Genomic DNA, 16,192 nt, shown 5'->3' with positions numbered 1-16,192 from the left:
CCAGTCAAACTGATTAAATCTGACTGGAGAGTTTTTCACGCATAATCTGATTCAATTTTTCCTTTGATTCATCAGGTAGAGCATTAAAATCAAACTCTTTAGAATCCCAAACTTCATCAAGACTTGTAGACTCATCAACAATATTTGCAATCAAACTCGATTCATCGTCGTACTTCCAGCCATTGGCTAAAAGCCACGGCAGAACTCCTTCAGATTGCAATAGTTTCTCAATGTCGAACGAATCACAAAACTGCTGTAAGTTTTCGATATTGGGGTGAACGATTGTTATTGTCATTTCTTTTGATTGGTGAATAGGTAGACAGCATGTATTAGCTGTAGACAAAGCTTGAGCAACTTCTAATTACAGTTACCCAAACTCTGTTTACAACGAGTTAAAACGCTATCTCATTCGCAGCTTTTGTTACAGCTAAAGCCTGTTTACTGACCTCTCGCCACTCTGTTTGCTCGTTGTAAGATGCCATCACTAATTCCGACTCTACCCATATCCGACAGAACAACACGTTTTCATCTGTCGTCCCAGGGTGCGGCTGTAGTGTGATGGGAGAATATAATTGTTCTGGGGTCAAAGTTGCGATCGCCGCAAGTATGCACTTTGAAAAATGGGTATCATAACCGGATTCTAAGATATACGTCCGGTCTGTTTGCATAGTTATTAGTAACTTGCAGGTTTCTTTTTTGCGGCGTTCTGTATTCTCAAAACGTAGTTCTTTAAGATATCCAGTTAAGGCAGTTTGAGGGACATCACTCGGTTCACCATTGAGTGTGTACCACAATCCTCCGTGCTGACGATTGCAGTAGATTTTACAATTGCCAGCTTCAGAGTGCAATCCAAGTTTTGGCTTATTGATTGCTGCGACTAACTGCTTGAGTAGTTCCTCTTGGCGCATCAAAGCAGCAAGTAATTCAGCATTTTCTTGAGGGTTCATTTGTTTGTACCAAAAGCATTTTCACTTTTGCATTGGCGCAGCCGTTTAATTGTGATATGTGAAGCGTAGAGCCAATAAAACAGCGCTCTTGATTTCACAAAAGCGCCTCAAAACTCGGTAATTTGTATTAAGTAAACTATTCTTCTGGGCTATTTCTCTGACGCAATAACCTTAGAACTTCTTCTAAGCCTGCGTTTAAGTTTCTCAAATCAGATTTCATTTCTCTAATATCTGCTTTCACTTGCCGCATATCTGAAGCTAAACCAGTAGCCAGCGTCAAAGTTTTCGCTATGGCAGTTTGAGATGTTCCAATGGTTCCTGCTTGAATTTTTAGGTTTGTAACATCTTGTGTCAGTTCATTGAGGCGTAGGTAAATATCGTCAAATCTAACATCGTCTGTCATTTAAACCTCCTTGCTGACATCCTCAACTACAATTTTAGCGGTATCGCTGTGTCATCTTGCTATCTCATAGGCGTAGCTGAAAACAGTAAGTGTTACCAAATTACCTTTTTGGCAACACTTACTGATTTTCTTACGCCGCTACCAACTCCCAACGAACCTGTGGCAGTTCAATCGGAGCAGTTGCCCTGGATAACACCTCTACAGCCTCTTTCACACTGCAATACCGTACTCCATCCCCACAGCGCCAGTAGTAGGTCTTGGGGTCGTTTTCCCAGACTTCCTCAGCGTTTCTGACCTTGAAGAGTATGCCCAAAAACTCACCATCTAGATATACATTGTGAGCCGTCTGGAGGTCAGTCTTGCCGACATAGGTCAGTCGATAGCCGTCTACTGGCATACACAAGTCTTCTGCACGAGTCCCGCGATATCCATAGTTACCGCACCCATGACCACCACAATCGGGACAGATGGCAGCAGGCATATTCCACTTCGGCAGTGTAAAATCCCATTCAGCCGATGGCGTTAATATTCGAGCCTTGTGAGAGATATAACAACCAGCATGACCGATTACTTTATCAGAATGGTATTGGACGCTCAACGATAACCAGTCACAATCACCTAACAAGCCAATTTTCTCAGAAGCTTGTTTTAATTCCTCATCTTCCTGGTGATTGCGCTCTACTGGAGCAGAAAGACTCGCTTTTACCTCTGCAACAGCACGTTGGAATGATTGTTTGTGGTATCGAGCATAACCGTGGGTCATTTTTACCCACACGATATCATCACTGTTGATCCAGATAGTTACTACGTCTTCGGGCTTGCACTCTTTTGAGTAGTCCGATTGATTGACGATAGTTGCAATGATTTGGCGATCCTGTGTGGTTAACGGATCTTTTGTTAGCGTAGGGGCTGAAAGTTGTGTCATCATTAGAAATACCTCTTAAATGGGTAAAAGGGCGATCGCTCACCGTCCAAAGTCTGCGATCGCCTTTTGTTTTGTGTACTAATTGACGTTGTGGCTTGCCACAACACCTCACTCTCTTATTGGCGAAGCCTCATATTTATTACTCCTAGTCAGTGACCGGAGCTTGCTACAGCAGCATATCTCTTGATCGGGCGGTAGTCGGCAACGAGCTTCAAAGCGACTTTCGTACTACTGTGGCAATTTTTTATTCAGCGCAAATCGATTTCCCTTCCTGTTCCCCTTGCTTTCTCTGGTTGCGCCAGTGCCTCAGCTACTCTCCCAGGTGGATTAATAAATTTACTATTTTCAAGGTTCAATGGTGAGCGCCTCTATATTTAGCTGGGAGGCTGGCGCTTTGTTCCTCTATAATTACTATTCTTGCAAATTGCTATTGCTTTTGTCAAGAGTATTTTGCATTTCTGAAGGAAGAGAGATTGTATATATAGGAAAAAAATCTGTCAATTTTAACGAGAAAGCCTTACATATTCCAATAATATGTTGAGTATTTGCCCATTTAGCTTGTCCTGTAAACAGTCTGTCTATATTTTGACGAGATACTTCAATACCCATCTCATTCAATTTTTCTGCCACTGATTGCCTAGTTTCGTCTACTAGCAAGGTTCTAAGGCGTTTTGCTTTGTTCGCATCCCAATAGAGATGCGGCACTTCTTGAATCGCTACTAACACTAATTGTTCCTCAGTCATCTTTTCTCAATTATGCAAAACACACTTGCTAAAAGCAATGAACCGTAGCATAATAAGCTTAACGGTCAAAAAGCCGAAGCGATCGCCAGCCGGGAAGCAATGCGATCGCTTTGCCAAACTCATTTTAAAAAAGTGAGCTAACTATAATGCTGGCACACAAATGGCGTAATTCAGAAATCAACCAAATGCCTCAGTCTGGGCAGATAGGCAAATACGCGATACCCAAGGGCTATATTAATGCTACCCAAATGGCTAAAACTAACCGTGAATTTTTGTCAGACTACATAAGACTGAAGTCTACAGAGGTCGTACAACAGCAAACACGCCAAACCTTAGCCCCATCTCATGAAGCCGCACAGTTAGCCTTGCTGTTGGGCGAATTCGCATTCCTTAGAGAAGTCCCTCACCGCGCAATTAGCCGTTAATGCTGCCACCAGAGTCAATCCAGCACTGAAGCCGATTGCTGATAAACTCAAGAGTGCGATCGCTTGCTGCCATAGGCATCGCTATTACCCAAACCTTTATATTGTCTACAGGCACGGAGTTTGAGCAGTTTAGATTTCCTTTATGCTATTTTTTAGACGTTTTTGGAAGGTAAACTTGGACATCCATTTTTAGAAGGTAAAGTTAGACAACCTGTTCAAAATTTTCTTTAAGTCACACTTTGACATAACGAGTTGTCAGCCAAGACATTTGCTCAAAGATGTGGTAATAATGGCATATTACCTTAAAGAAGGCAATATGCCATTATTTGGTAGATTTCCTTTAAGAATTGTGTGGGGTAGAGGATCGTTCTTCACAAATTTTCTCTTACTCCTAAATTTTTTTATTTATCAATAAATAATTCAAGAGCCAGGAACAAAAATTTAAATGACGGTTAACCGACTGGCGGATAAATTAACGTGAGTTCGACGGATAAAAAAGCCCAAAAAGGTTGCTAGGTAATAATTTGAGAAATTAGTAAGTCAAATAATGACTAAAATTTATGGGGGATAGGTAAAAAAGGCACAAAAAAAGACCGAGACTAAGAATATCTAACAAAAATAAGGGTCTCGGCTATGTCTACCATTGTATCTCGCCTCGACATCACCCAAATTTTCTGCGACGTAGATGATTTTTGTAACCAATGGGAAAGCTTGTGGCGGCAAATACCACAATTGCCATCGACAAGAGGAGAAAGGCGCAGCACTTCCCGGATGCACCTATCAGAAGTGATGACAATAGTTATCGCATTTCATGGCAGTGGATATAAGACCTTCAAGGAATTTTATACCCTGGATGTGCTGACTCGTTGGCAGAAAGCATTTAAGATGGCCATTATGTAGAGTCTGGGCAAAGTTTAAACTTTCCTTTGTTTCCACTCATTGAAGCAATTCCTGAATATCTTAACCAAAGTATGACAGCAGGCAGAAATGCAACACTTAAAGCTTTTCGTCTTTGGGTACAAAAGCAGATATAGCATTACGCCAAGCAGCGTTATGTCAAGCTTTTAGAAGCTTAGCGCATTTATTCATATATTACATTTTGTAAACACTAAGTAATGCTTAATCTCAAAGTATTAATCTGTTATTGTGGCTTGATTGAAGTGGCGAATATACAAATATTTTTGTATCAAAAAACCATGATCTAGCAGTCCTAAATCATTCGTGAACAACAAGATCCCTGACTTATTTGAGAAGTCAGGAATATGAAGCCTCTCAATTTTCATAAATCAAATAAGATTGCTGTAATACTATCCTGTTAAATTATTTTTGCTACTTATATATCTTACATCTATGTTTATAGATACAAGCACTATTAATAAATGTTTATCTGAAATTTCAATTCCAAAATCAAATCTACCTGTAAATATTCATGAAATTCAAAAAATGTTTTTGGGCTATATTCAGTGCTGTTCTACAGCAGACATGACTTTGCGCGTAGAATTTTTACTAAAAAAAACCTCTTCTTTTATTACTATTTATGAATGGAATTGTCAGAATATAAAAAAAACACTTATAGGGATAGGTATTACGGAAGAGAGAGCTTTAGAAAAAATTCACCAAAGGCAAAAAAATAATTTAGAACTTATAATAGCATTTTTTGCAGATCTATATTGTTTAAAGTACATTGATAATAATTATCAACCATATTTATTAAGAGAATTACAATTCAAAAATCAATTTTATAATCATAACTTCGATGGCTCTTATGATGATAATGAGCTAAAGTTAAAGTTACATCAGGAATTGCTATATTTCTGTATTGAATATCTTCAAAACACTAAAAATATCCAGGATACAAACGCACACCTACAAAGATTACAAGAGACAGTCATGAACAAGAAAAATATTCAAGCTACCGAACTACGTTGCCAATTTGCAGAGAAATTGGAAAAAATGAGCCTGACGCTTAGAGCAGCAGAAGAAAATGCAAATAAAAATAACGCTTCTGGAGCATTAGGATTAACCGAATATATTGAAAAATTAAATTTGAAAAAAGAAAAATTACAAAATGGTATATTTAAGTTTTTAATTTTAGGAGATTTTAACAGAGGTAAAAGTACTATACTCAATGTTCTGTTAGGTGAAAAAGTATTACCAACAAATATTAAAATTTGTACTGCAATGCCTACCGTTGTTAAATATGGACAAGATAAAAATGTATTTATTTATAATGCAGATAATGTAAGAGTAAGAGAATTGACTATTGATGAATTTCGCCAAGAATATACATCTAGTTCTAAAACCGTTATAGAAAAAATTAAACAACAATTTCAGGTAGTCAAACAGAATTTAATCGCTCAATATTTTAAAGAATATCAGTATGCAGAATTATATTATCCTTTACCACTATTACAACAAGGTATAGAGTTTATTGATACTCCGGGACTTAATAATTCACCAGAAGATGATAAAAAAAGTTTAAATTACATTGATAAAATTGATGCAATTTTCTTCATTTTAAATGCAAGACAACAGTTAACAGATAAAGAAAAAGAATATATAACACAATATATTAAAGGCAATATAGAAACTGTATTTTATCTTATTAATTACTGGGATTCTTTAGAAGACGAAGATCAAGGTGATGTACATGAAGCTTTTACGCATCGCTTCTCTGAGCTATTAGAAAAAGATGCAAATGAAGTGGAAAAAATGTGGAATGAAACAATTTTTCAAATTTCTGCCAAGAAAGATTCAGCAATTAGAGAAAATAAAAATACTCTTGAAGGCACTACTTGTCAAAAATTTTGGGATAAACTAAACTCTTTTCTATTAACCAAACGATTGCCTACTGAATTATATGATGCTTTCAGAATTTACGAAAATACTTGTAAATCAGTAAACGAACTTGTTGCCTCACGTCTGGTAATACTTGATGATAATTTAGAACAAGTACAAAATAAACTTGAAAAGTCTAAACCTCACTTTGAGGTAATGAAAGGTATTAGCGAAAAATTAAAAAAAGAAGTTGATTCAAAAAAACAAACCTGTTCTGAGACAATTGTAAATTCATATCAAAATTACTTTCAGAGTATCTATAATAATTTTGAAAATGATTTTCCTTTACCTGAACTAAAAAGTTTAGAAAATGATGACTGCGAAAATTTTAGGAATAAACTCGATCAAGAATATAAGAATTACATACAAACTAAATGTAATGAGTGGGATAAAAATGCTCAACCTGAATTGAACAAAACATTTGATTTACTAAAAATAAGTTTTGGTAAATCAATCCATAAATATGAAGAATCAAAAAAGGCAGTTCAAGATATCCTTGAAGGAAAGGAAGAAGAATTTAATCTTTCTGATAATGAACAAAAGTCTGTTATCGTACCTCCAAACTTACCATATCTAACAAATGTTTCAGTAGAAAATAAAAAAAGATATTTCATTGGAGGAGCTTTGGTGGGTTCTCTTTTTGGAGGGGGAGGAGGAGCCGGTTTGTCAGTAGGTTTACATGCAGCACTCATAGCAGCTGGCAGTTTGACACCGGTAGGTTGGGGTGTCATTGCTCTTGCTGGTTTATCTGGGATTATAGGAGCTGTTGTTTTCAACAATAACTCTAAACGTAAACAATTTCTCAAGGAAATGAAAAAGCAATTACAAGATTCACTTCCGAACCTGATAGGCAGTAAACAACTCCAAATAATTCGTAGTCGGATCGAAAGTCAATTTGATGTTTACTATTCAACAGTTAGTGAGCTGAATGATGACGTTATTGCTCAAGAAAGTTCTTTAAACAACCTGATTATCCAAAAAACAAAAAATGAAATTGATTGCGCGGATGAAAAAAAACGTTTGAAAGATTTAGTTGAAAGTATTTCATCTCAGTTTCTTGAACTTGAACTAGAGTTTCAGAAATATCTACAAGATGCTCAACAAAACAACTATTTGTAAGATGCTCAACAACTAAGCTAATCGTTATTCATTTTTCCAGACTGATTCGCTTCTAGTGAGGGCTTCAGCCTTGGTTTTATGTAACTCGAATGCCTATTACATTAATGGTGAAACACCATGCTCAATCATTATTATTGTGTCACCCAAAAGTTGAGTGATCGCCCTACCGGTATTTTCCTGTATTAATAATGGAGATCGCTCAAACAATGTTTAGCATCGAACCAAACAAACATCATTCATAGGGGAAGCGAATAGCGGTAAAAATTGATTTTAACTTGGGAGTTAAGCCTTGTTCCTGTGCTTCTGTGTAGCCTTGCAGGATTTCTGGTCGTAAATTTTCAGGGTTTATGTCCCAAAGAGGATGTATGAGGATTATGGCTTCGCTATTAAAACTATCGATACCTGCTAATAAACTACCGAAAGTCGTTTGCTCCAAACCCAGCCCTGAGAAGTAGGAATTAGCTGTACTGGATACCAAATTCACCCAGTAATGATAATTTAAATCAATTTGTGCATTGGGATTTAGTGCAAGACGCACCATATCGTAACCAAGTCGCCAGTCTAAAATTGAGTGGTAGGCCATATTACCAAACTCCCGCAAACATCGATGGCAAGATGTAGAACATTCTTCTTGATGTCCGTTAAAAAGTAATGGAATAGCAAAAGTTTGATTTGAAGAATGTTCATCACCGAGAATAAAATGCAGGAGATTTTCAAAACGTCCTGGCTGCGCTAAATATGAGCTATAACCCGCTCCATTTTCTAGGCTATCAGACAAAAATATCCGAGCGGATGGTGGGGCAAAAGGGCTGCTAAGGTCTGTAAAGGGTTGAATACCAACATCAAGCTCAGATTCTGCAACATCTAAGCTGACAGCAGCAGCCCGCCTAACAAGAAAACCAAATGAGTACCAAGCAGCCCTTGCCTCCGGTAGTGCTGGATTTAAATTGAGTCCAGAACCGCTATTGGGGATGCCTGCAATTAATACATCGGTTGTAGAAATGGCAGCTAAAGCTCTAATAACCGATTGGATATGGGGATCACGAGGAGGCTCAGTAATCCTAGAACGTTGGTCTTGCGATAAATCCAACAAAGCTTGGTCAAATGCTTCCTTAGATATCCAAACGTGCTGGTTAGATATTTTGAAAAATTCAAAGTCTTTGCCGTTGTTATCATTAATGCGATACACTTCAGCCTGTGGAATACACTTAATATCAAAGTTTTGACGAGTTTCAAGACTATATTCTTCAGAAGGTGTACCCAAACGTGCCCTGAGTGACCGAGGAGTAAATTCAAAGGCTCCATTATACTCGGCGTTAATTGTCCACCATGTATTAAATCCTGGTGGTTCGCTAATATCAACCGTTCGATATCCCTTTTCATCTCTTGGAGCCGAGCAATAGGGACAACCTGCTTCTTCTGACGAATTCTTGACTAAAGCTTGACATTGGCGACAAACACCAACACGAATACCTTGCCCCAAGGGATTTGGTTGGAATACAGTTTTATTCCCCGAAGGGATAGGATCGATAATTCCTACTGCGGTAAGTAGCATATCATCTTTCACAGTTTGGGCACCTGGAGCAAATTGACTAATTGCAATATCCAATTCTCTGTCCACAACACCTGTTTTTGGAGGCCATTCTCCTGCTTCTGTGTTGGGATATTCATGGTATAGGTAACGGGTGCGAGTAGGAAATCCAAACATGGGAAGAATGCCACGCGATGCTAAACGCTGGCTTAAAGCTAAGTGTTGGAAGTTAGTAGAATCATCAACAACTACATCAATATTTTGTAGCAATTTATTATGGATGTAATCAACTATTTTTTCTTCATTTATTGAAGTACGGCGTAAAATGGCTTCACAGATTTCTTCAATTTCTGATGGGTGATTTTGTATCCATTCCTCAATGATTGGTCTATGTTGTAACCATTGCCAGATTTGACCAAATTCACCGTGAACATTATCTCCCGTGTATTCAAGAGGGATATTTTGAAATGCTTTATGGAGAATTTCTTTGTTTATAACTCGCTTGGCAATTTCTTCACGCCTAACGTCAACATAAGGTTTTGGTGGAGGTTCGGCAGTAATAAGTCGGGGGCGTTCAAAGTAATAATCATCGTGACTACGCCCACGACATAATGTTAAGGCAACAGACATCCCCAACCCGCGACGACGACCAGCCCTTCCCACGCGTTGCTGATAGTTAAAACGGATCGGAGGCATATTTGCCATACCGATAGCTTGAAGTGAACCAATGTCAACTCCTGCCTCCATAGTGGTTGTAACACTTAAGAGATTAATTCTAGAAGGATCAGGTTGTTCAGATGGTTTAAAAACATCTTGGAAAAGGCGTTGTCGCACACGTCGAATACCAGGATCAGTTTGACCTGTGAGTTCTTCAGAATTAAGCGAAAATATTGGTTCGCTAGAACGTGCTAAATATTCATAATAATCGCAATCTTCCAAATCATCACTTAAGTTGTAAGTGCCTGGAATGTTCGGTAAAGGACTGTTACAACTGGTACAGATTCCCCCTGAAGCATGTAGGTGAATTCGTCCGCATTGCCCACAGGCGTAAATATCTATTTGGTTATTTTCGTTAGGACGTGGACTAAGAACCTGTAAAGATTGGGGAACAACTCGCCATTGGTCTAAAACTGAATTAATGATGTTTAAAGTTGCTTGCTCTAATTGTTCTCGATTGTAGCCCCTGCTTTCAGCCACGCGGTTAAGATACTGATTAATGTAACCAGGAGGGTTATGTTGTCCGGGATAACCTGAGCCGTTCCAACGTCTTCTTTGTGCCAAAAGCCGGATGACAGAAGCAGCAACTTGCTCTTCTAAGCTAGAAGGTGGAGAATCGTCAATCCACAAAAAACCAAGCTTGAGAGACTCGAAATCACGAGCGCCACTAGCAAATAAAACAGCTTTTACAACCGACTCTAATAAAGCGGTTTCAATTTGTCTCATTGCATCTCTTTGTGTGGGCTGTAAATCTAACTGGTAACATCTTGGCGTTGAATTCCAATCAACTAAATCAGTCCACGAACGCTCATCATTATCGGAAAATTTATATTTTGCTAAGGAAGGACTTGAACCACCAGGGTTTAAACCAATTGAAAGTAACCCTTCTCTAACAGCGTCTAATAAAAAATTAAATGGAAGGGAAATAAAACCTCCAGCACTTGTTGGAGGTGTTAATGCTAGAGGTGGATTTCCTACGCCACTAGTAGATGCATAGCTAATCACGACACCTACTATTTCAGTAGGCAATAAATTACACAACTGTGAATAACGAGCCATGTTAGCATTAGCTGCATCTTGTATAATCTGCCTTTGCAAATTAAATAACTCCGAAGCTAACCTATATTGAGTCTGAGCCTGCAAATACTGTGCTTCTGATTCTTGTGCTTGACACAGAAGCCTTTCGTAAGCAATTTGGCGGACTGTATCAAGATAATGATCGCGTTTAATCCCTGTAGATAGTTTGGCAGCATCTTGACGGCTATCTGAAAATAAAACCAGCTTGCGACCTATTTCGGGTGACATTTGCCGCATTAAAGCATCAGATAATACTTGTACTACTCGTTGAAAACCAGAGCCAAGGTCACGAATCGAAGAACTGACTCGCCTACCACGCCAGTCAGCTTCACAATGAGGACATTTTGACGGAAAAGCGTTTGCCTCGTTTTTTGGTGCTATAAAAACATAGCCAGCAGTAGAACCACTTGAAGCAGCATTTGAAGAAGTAGGTAATGTTAAACGTCCTAACAGATGATCGACTAAGGCAGGTCTCCATTCATAACCCCTCTCGCTTTCTTCTTGCCACTGCCATCGTGGAATACGAATCTGGGTTTGTTTTATTAATGGTCTTCCGTTTGCGGGCCAAAATACCAAAAATTCTCCGAAGGTGCGGCTTAACGATGCTGCCTTATCTGGGACATTTTCAAGATAAGGGTAATCTGGAGATAAATACCAAGCACTTGATGAATCCTGGTCTTCACGTTTAAACCCACCAAGAAATACTTCGCCACATGATTGGCAGTAAAGAAGCTCAATAACTCTCGAATTACAGCAATCGCATCTTGGTCTAGGGTCTAAGAATAGTTTACCAACAGGCGGTGTTTGTTCTCCTAGTGAAGTTACCCCCGTTCGCCCAGAGCAATTAGGATTTACACAAGCCCAAATCCTGCCTGCATTATGGAAAAAGTAGTGCGAACGTAGAGGGAGAAGGGCTTCATTGTCAGAGTTTCTTGCTAAAACAATAGTTCGAGCTAATCCGCGAGCCGCAGCTTGTCCCCTTGACGATACATCGCCAAAAACCGCTTCTGCCAATTCTTTGACTGTCAATGGATATTGGCTGGCTGAGGTTTGTACAGCCCCAAACGCTTGGATGTGATTTAATCCCTCAGTTAAAACTTGCCTTGGTGGAGAATCTACGTTAGGAAGATGAAGCGTATTCGCTAACGTTGTTGCTGCTTCCTCGATAACCGCATCCTCATCATTATTTTGGCTTTGGTTAAGGATGTTGTCGATTTGTGCAAATGTCTCTTTGTAAGGTTCTAGTGGGTTTGGCTGATGTTCTGAGGTCGGGAAATTTTGTCGTTCCCCAGGAAGAATCGAAAATGTATTGCGATCGCGTCCAAAAAATTGTTCGAGATAATCGAGACTTTCTTCATCGTTCTCAATAGATGCACTAGTGGCAATAATTCGTAATTGTGGCGAATCCGGCTCCAAGCCAATTCGATTGAGTAAAGCCCTCAAAAGATAGCCAACTTCGGTTCCAGGTGTTCCTCGGTATGTGTGAAGTTCATCTATGACAAGGTGGAAAATATGATGCTGCCGATCTTGCTCCAACCACTGCTTGGTTTGTTCAAATATGTCATTTTCAACACTACGCATCAGCATGATATTTAACATACTGTAGTTGGTAATTAGGATATCGGGAGCTTTATCCTGCATATCCCAACGAGACCACATTTCAGAACCATCAGGATTTTGAAAATAGTAAATTAGTTCCTCATCAGAAACTTGATCTGACCACTCATTATCCATTTCTAAAAGCTGTTTTTTAAGCTTTCCCTGCTTTTGAGAATTAACATGCCCATCCTTCATGCGTAATCCTGCTACAGGAGTCGCTCCGGTATATCGCCCAAACCAAAACCGATTTCCATTCATATTGTCTTCCCGCCACTGTTGAATATGCGGGTTATCGCAAGCTCGACGAATGCGGGTTAATTGGTCTTCAATAAGTGCGTTGAGTGGGTAAAGTAATAAAGCGCGGACAGCAGATGGTCTTTCTGGAGATTCATGCTGTCGTTGAGAAACCCATCGTTGCCTTGGTTGCCTCCACCATTTTTGTGAAGTACCATTTGAGGAACCCCATGCGGGTAATCCTGGGGTTAAATGCCCAAGTGCTTCTTCGGCTAGATAAGCAAAAATGGGAATTAAGTAACATTCGGTTTTTCCCGAACCCGTACCTGATGTAATGACTACTGCTCGTCCTTGCCGAGATAGTTCCCAAGCCTGAAACTGATGCTGATAAATTTGGCGCTGGGGAGAAAATAAACCCCCATTAATAAAATTGGCAACGGCTGAATTAATCCCAAAATGTTGACAGGCTTCGGCAATAGTAAAACCTGAAGGTAAATAAGGCGCAATCGGTTCCAGTAGAGGTTCTCGCCATAGTTGACCATCTTGGTCAAGCATTGCTCTGCGTTCACTCATCAGGGCTTCATATCTAACCCGGAATGGGCTTTCTAGGTAACGCAGATAGGTTTGTCTAATTGAATCAAAAATTTTAAACGGATCGTTCATATACGTTTTCTGGCAGGGCGTTTAGTTAATTTAATTAACCCACCGGAGTCCTGGATGATTTTGTCCAATAGCAACTAGAAGCAAACCAGCTAAATCTGGTGAAATCTCGTTATAAACAATTTGCCCCTGAGCAATCTGGCTTGGTCTACCCGCACAAAAATAAGCAACACGAGCATACATTTCAGGTAGTGGACTTGATACATCGGTGGTTAATGTACGTTGAGTTTTATTGTATACCGCAACTTGAAGATAACGTAACGCGGCAGCCGCATAAATTGCCTCATGCTTTGGCATCCGCACTAATCTACCTTGTTGATTGTGGACAAAATAATGACAAGTATTATAGTAGCTGTATTCATATACTGTATGCTGTAATACACCATCAACCCATTTTCGAGATTGCCAATCGAATGACTGAGCTGACCATCCAGCTAGCGGAGTTGCTTCCTCTGCGATTTCTAGTTGCTTGAGAATAGGGTTCAAGTCTTGGCTTAGACATTTTGCTTGTTGGGGAACAAAAGGAATACCAATAATGGCAGCTATTTGGCGAATACCCTCTTCTGTACCCCTAACACGTATTTCAGCTATTTTTTGAGATGTCGCATCGCTAATTATTTGACAATTTAAGGTTGCTGCAACATCGCACATCTGCGAAAGCAATTTCGGTGTTCGCCCTCCACATAGTACGGCGGTATTAGGACAATTAAGCAATCCTGCAAGTATTGGTGGACGAATCTTCCATCTTTGGGAACCATCAATAAAAAAATCTATATGACTAGCCTCGGACAATTGAAACCGGAGATTTCGACATAAATAGCTGATATCGACATCAAGATGTTCAAAAGAAGCAAGCTCTGTGACTGCTCTACGAAAAGTTATCCATGACCCCTCTTGCTGATGAGTTAGCCAGTAAAGCAATGTATCCCAACTCATCGTCATCGTTTATATCTCCTTTTTTGTTGTCGCTTGATTTCGCGTGCAGCTTGCATGTAACCTTTCCAAGCTACTTGTAAATTAGAAGCTTTTTCTTCGTCGTAAATCGATGCTAGTTTGGGACGACGAATAGCTGCGTTGTAAACCAGTGATGTCCAACGTTCTATTTCCGATGGAATTTGAGTCTTTGCTGTGGAGAATTTTAGCGTTCTAGGACGGGGTGGACTCTTTGTCAAACAGACAACTCTTGCTCCTGTACCTGACCCGAATTCTATAGCCCACACTGCCTGAAAAGAAGATTTGACTATTATTCCCTGTTGAGATTCATAGATTGCTGCTTGCGTTACCTCACCAGGATTTGCGCCTATGATTGTCCAATTACCTGGGGGGAGAGCTACATGAGAACCTGTGACACTGGTGCGGTAAAAATTTTGTCTTTCTCTATCAAAATTAATTTCAGGTTCAACAATCTCAATGTTTTTGCATACCGAACCAACTTCTATTCGATGAACTCCTGGATGCATCAAATGCGATAAGTCAACTAAAGTTCCATCTTCAGCAATAGTTATAGGTATACCATCAATTTTGGGTTGTTGACCTTCTTGTAAACCCGTAATCATTAAGCGGGGGGGCGCACCTAAAAGCCATGCCGACTTTTTGCCCAAACGTAGTCCTCCCGATAGCACTATATCTACAGCTGACTCTACGTAAAGTGATTCCAGTCCAGAAGGTATATTTGCTATAAACTTTTCAGCCTTTATGTCACGAAACAAACACCAACCATCAGGGAGTCGTTTATCATGTATGGGATTGGAGCTACGAGATGAAATTTCCTCAAAGTATTCTCTTGCATTTTTGGCTACATCCTCGTGTACGAGAACGTTACAAGCGATGCCAGAGGGTAAACTATGGCGAGAAACAAACCCTGTATAATCCGAACTGGGAGCAAGTGCGATCGCAGAACAACCGTCCCTCTGTAAAACAAATTGAATATTGTTAGATTTCGTACTCCAAGAGAAACCTTCATATAAATCTCGTCCGTCTTTTTCTCCAAGCGAAATCGGGTTGTACCATCCCTCTCCACTTGACTCTAAGCATAATTCTTTATAATCAAAGGAGTCAGGAAAGGAATCTGGACATCTGGGAAGAAAGGAAAATTCCGGTTGTCGCCGCACAATATCAAGAAGAATTTCTATAGATGCAGTTCTTCGACCGGGTGAGTCATTTCTCGCACCGTCCCAGAGTTCTAACTCGTTGTTAACCTGTGCAATTACAGCTTTGAGTCGCTTATCAGTAAGGGCTTTTTTTCCAGTCAGTGTGAAGTAGCAATTTCCCCATTTTTTAATATCTACTTCTAGCTTGTTAATTGGAGCTATCTGCCCACGAGTATAACCAGCCCACGCAAAAAAATCTGGTAGCTTTTCAATATCAACTTGACGAAGAGGTACGTGGGTTAAAGGGAAGGCTATATATGTTTGTGCTGTATTTGCTTCTGGCATTGCCAAAAGCAAGTTTTTCTGCTGAAGCCATTTATTTAGTAATTTCCACAGCTTTTTAAACTCATCTGCATGAAAGCCTTCAGGAAAATTCTTAACTATTTTACATCCAAGAAGTTCCCCAAGTCTAGGGTAATAAGCTCCAGTGCTAGCTTCTACATCCGAATGCATTCGATAAGCAGCTAAAACACACAAAGCTAAAAAAGCAATATATTTTGGAAATCCGTTTTCATCGTCTCCATGCAAGACACCAAATCCTGCTGAATATGAAAGTACCCTGTGGCGATATGCTGATGAAACTACATCAACAAAATCTTGTTCTGCTTCTTCAGGCGAAAATTGAATTACTTGAATCTTCGCAAAAGCAGCAGCCAGACTTTTTGGAGATATTGTTAAGTAAATTTCTTGTTCATTGGAATTGTTAGATAAAAAGTACTCTGCGATCGCACGATTCCAAAGACTATATTTTTGTGATGTAGAGAGCGCATTTAAGTGGCTCATGGAATAACGGTAGTACCCTTGCAATAAAATAAGTGCTTAT

At 39.5% G+C, this 16,192-nt stretch carries 11 protein-coding genes; 3 read left to right on the top strand and 8 right to left on the bottom strand.

Features of this window, described 5'->3' with window-relative positions:
* Positions 1–13: 13 nt before the first annotated feature.
* From FD723_RS35555 to FD723_RS35535, 5 genes are all read right to left on the bottom strand, one after another.
* The gene (locus tag FD723_RS35555) at positions 14–295 is read right to left on the bottom strand and encodes a hypothetical protein (protein ID WP_179069919.1); all 282 of its coding nucleotides are present in this window, start codon (positions 293–295) and stop codon (positions 14–16) included.
* Positions 296–392: 97 nt separating this feature from the next.
* The gene (locus FD723_RS35550) at positions 393–947 is read right to left on the bottom strand and encodes a hypothetical protein (RefSeq protein WP_179069918.1); all 555 of its coding nucleotides are present in this window, start codon (positions 945–947) and stop codon (positions 393–395) included.
* Positions 948–1,083: 136 nt separating this feature from the next.
* Positions 1,084–1,350, bottom strand: coding sequence for a hypothetical protein (locus FD723_RS35545; RefSeq protein WP_179069917.1), 267 nt, complete (start codon positions 1,348–1,350; stop codon positions 1,084–1,086).
* A gap of 130 nt (positions 1,351–1,480) precedes the next feature.
* Positions 1,481–2,278 (bottom strand): hypothetical protein, encoded by a 798-nt coding sequence (locus FD723_RS35540; RefSeq protein WP_179069916.1) that lies wholly within the window; start codon positions 2,276–2,278, stop codon positions 1,481–1,483.
* Between the two features lie 408 nt (positions 2,279–2,686).
* The gene (locus FD723_RS35535; protein WP_179069915.1) at positions 2,687–3,019 is read right to left on the bottom strand and encodes a hypothetical protein; all 333 of its coding nucleotides are present in this window, start codon (positions 3,017–3,019) and stop codon (positions 2,687–2,689) included.
* A 146-nt stretch (positions 3,020–3,165) separates the two neighbouring features.
* On the opposite strand from FD723_RS35535, the gene FD723_RS35530 reads away from it, so the two are divergent.
* The 3 genes from FD723_RS35530 to FD723_RS35520 all read left to right on the top strand — a co-directional run bounded on the left by FD723_RS35530 (position 3,166) and on the right by FD723_RS35520 (position 7,401).
* Positions 3,166–3,444 (top strand): hypothetical protein, encoded by a 279-nt coding sequence (locus tag FD723_RS35530; protein WP_256875312.1) that lies wholly within the window; start codon positions 3,166–3,168, stop codon positions 3,442–3,444.
* A gap of 633 nt (positions 3,445–4,077) precedes the next feature.
* Positions 4,078–4,344 (top strand): hypothetical protein, encoded by a 267-nt coding sequence (locus FD723_RS35525; RefSeq protein ID WP_256875311.1) that lies wholly within the window; start codon positions 4,078–4,080, stop codon positions 4,342–4,344.
* Positions 4,345–4,794: 450 nt separating this feature from the next.
* Positions 4,795–7,401: a dynamin family protein gene (locus FD723_RS35520; protein WP_179069914.1), complete on the top strand. Its 2,607-nt coding sequence runs from the start codon at positions 4,795–4,797 to the stop codon at positions 7,399–7,401.
* A 232-nt stretch (positions 7,402–7,633) separates the two neighbouring features.
* On the opposite strand, the gene FD723_RS35515 is transcribed toward FD723_RS35520, so the two are convergent.
* Genes FD723_RS35515 through FD723_RS35505 form a run of 3 tightly spaced genes read right to left on the bottom strand, consistent with a single transcriptional unit; the run spans position 7,634 to position 16,152 of the window.
* Positions 7,634–13,222, bottom strand: coding sequence for a DEAD/DEAH box helicase (locus FD723_RS35515; RefSeq protein WP_179069913.1), 5,589 nt, complete (start codon positions 13,220–13,222; stop codon positions 7,634–7,636).
* A gap of 30 nt (positions 13,223–13,252) precedes the next feature.
* Positions 13,253–14,161 carry a hypothetical protein gene (locus tag FD723_RS35510; RefSeq protein WP_179069912.1) on the bottom strand — a complete coding sequence of 303 codons (909 nt, stop codon included), beginning with the start codon at positions 14,159–14,161 and terminating at the stop codon, positions 13,253–13,255.
* Positions 14,158–16,152, bottom strand: a complete 1,995-nt coding sequence (locus FD723_RS35505; RefSeq protein WP_179069911.1) for a hypothetical protein — start codon at positions 16,150–16,152, stop codon at positions 14,158–14,160. The genes FD723_RS35510 and FD723_RS35505 overlap by 4 nt, the downstream gene beginning before the upstream one ends.
* Positions 16,153–16,192 lie beyond the last annotated feature (40 nt).

This window comes from Nostoc sp. C052 (assembly GCF_013393905.1).
Taxonomy (GTDB): Bacteria; Cyanobacteriota; Cyanobacteriia; order Cyanobacteriales; family Nostocaceae; genus Nostoc.
Note: the sequence above shows the minus strand (reverse complement) of the source record. Positions and strands in the feature narration are given on the sequence as shown.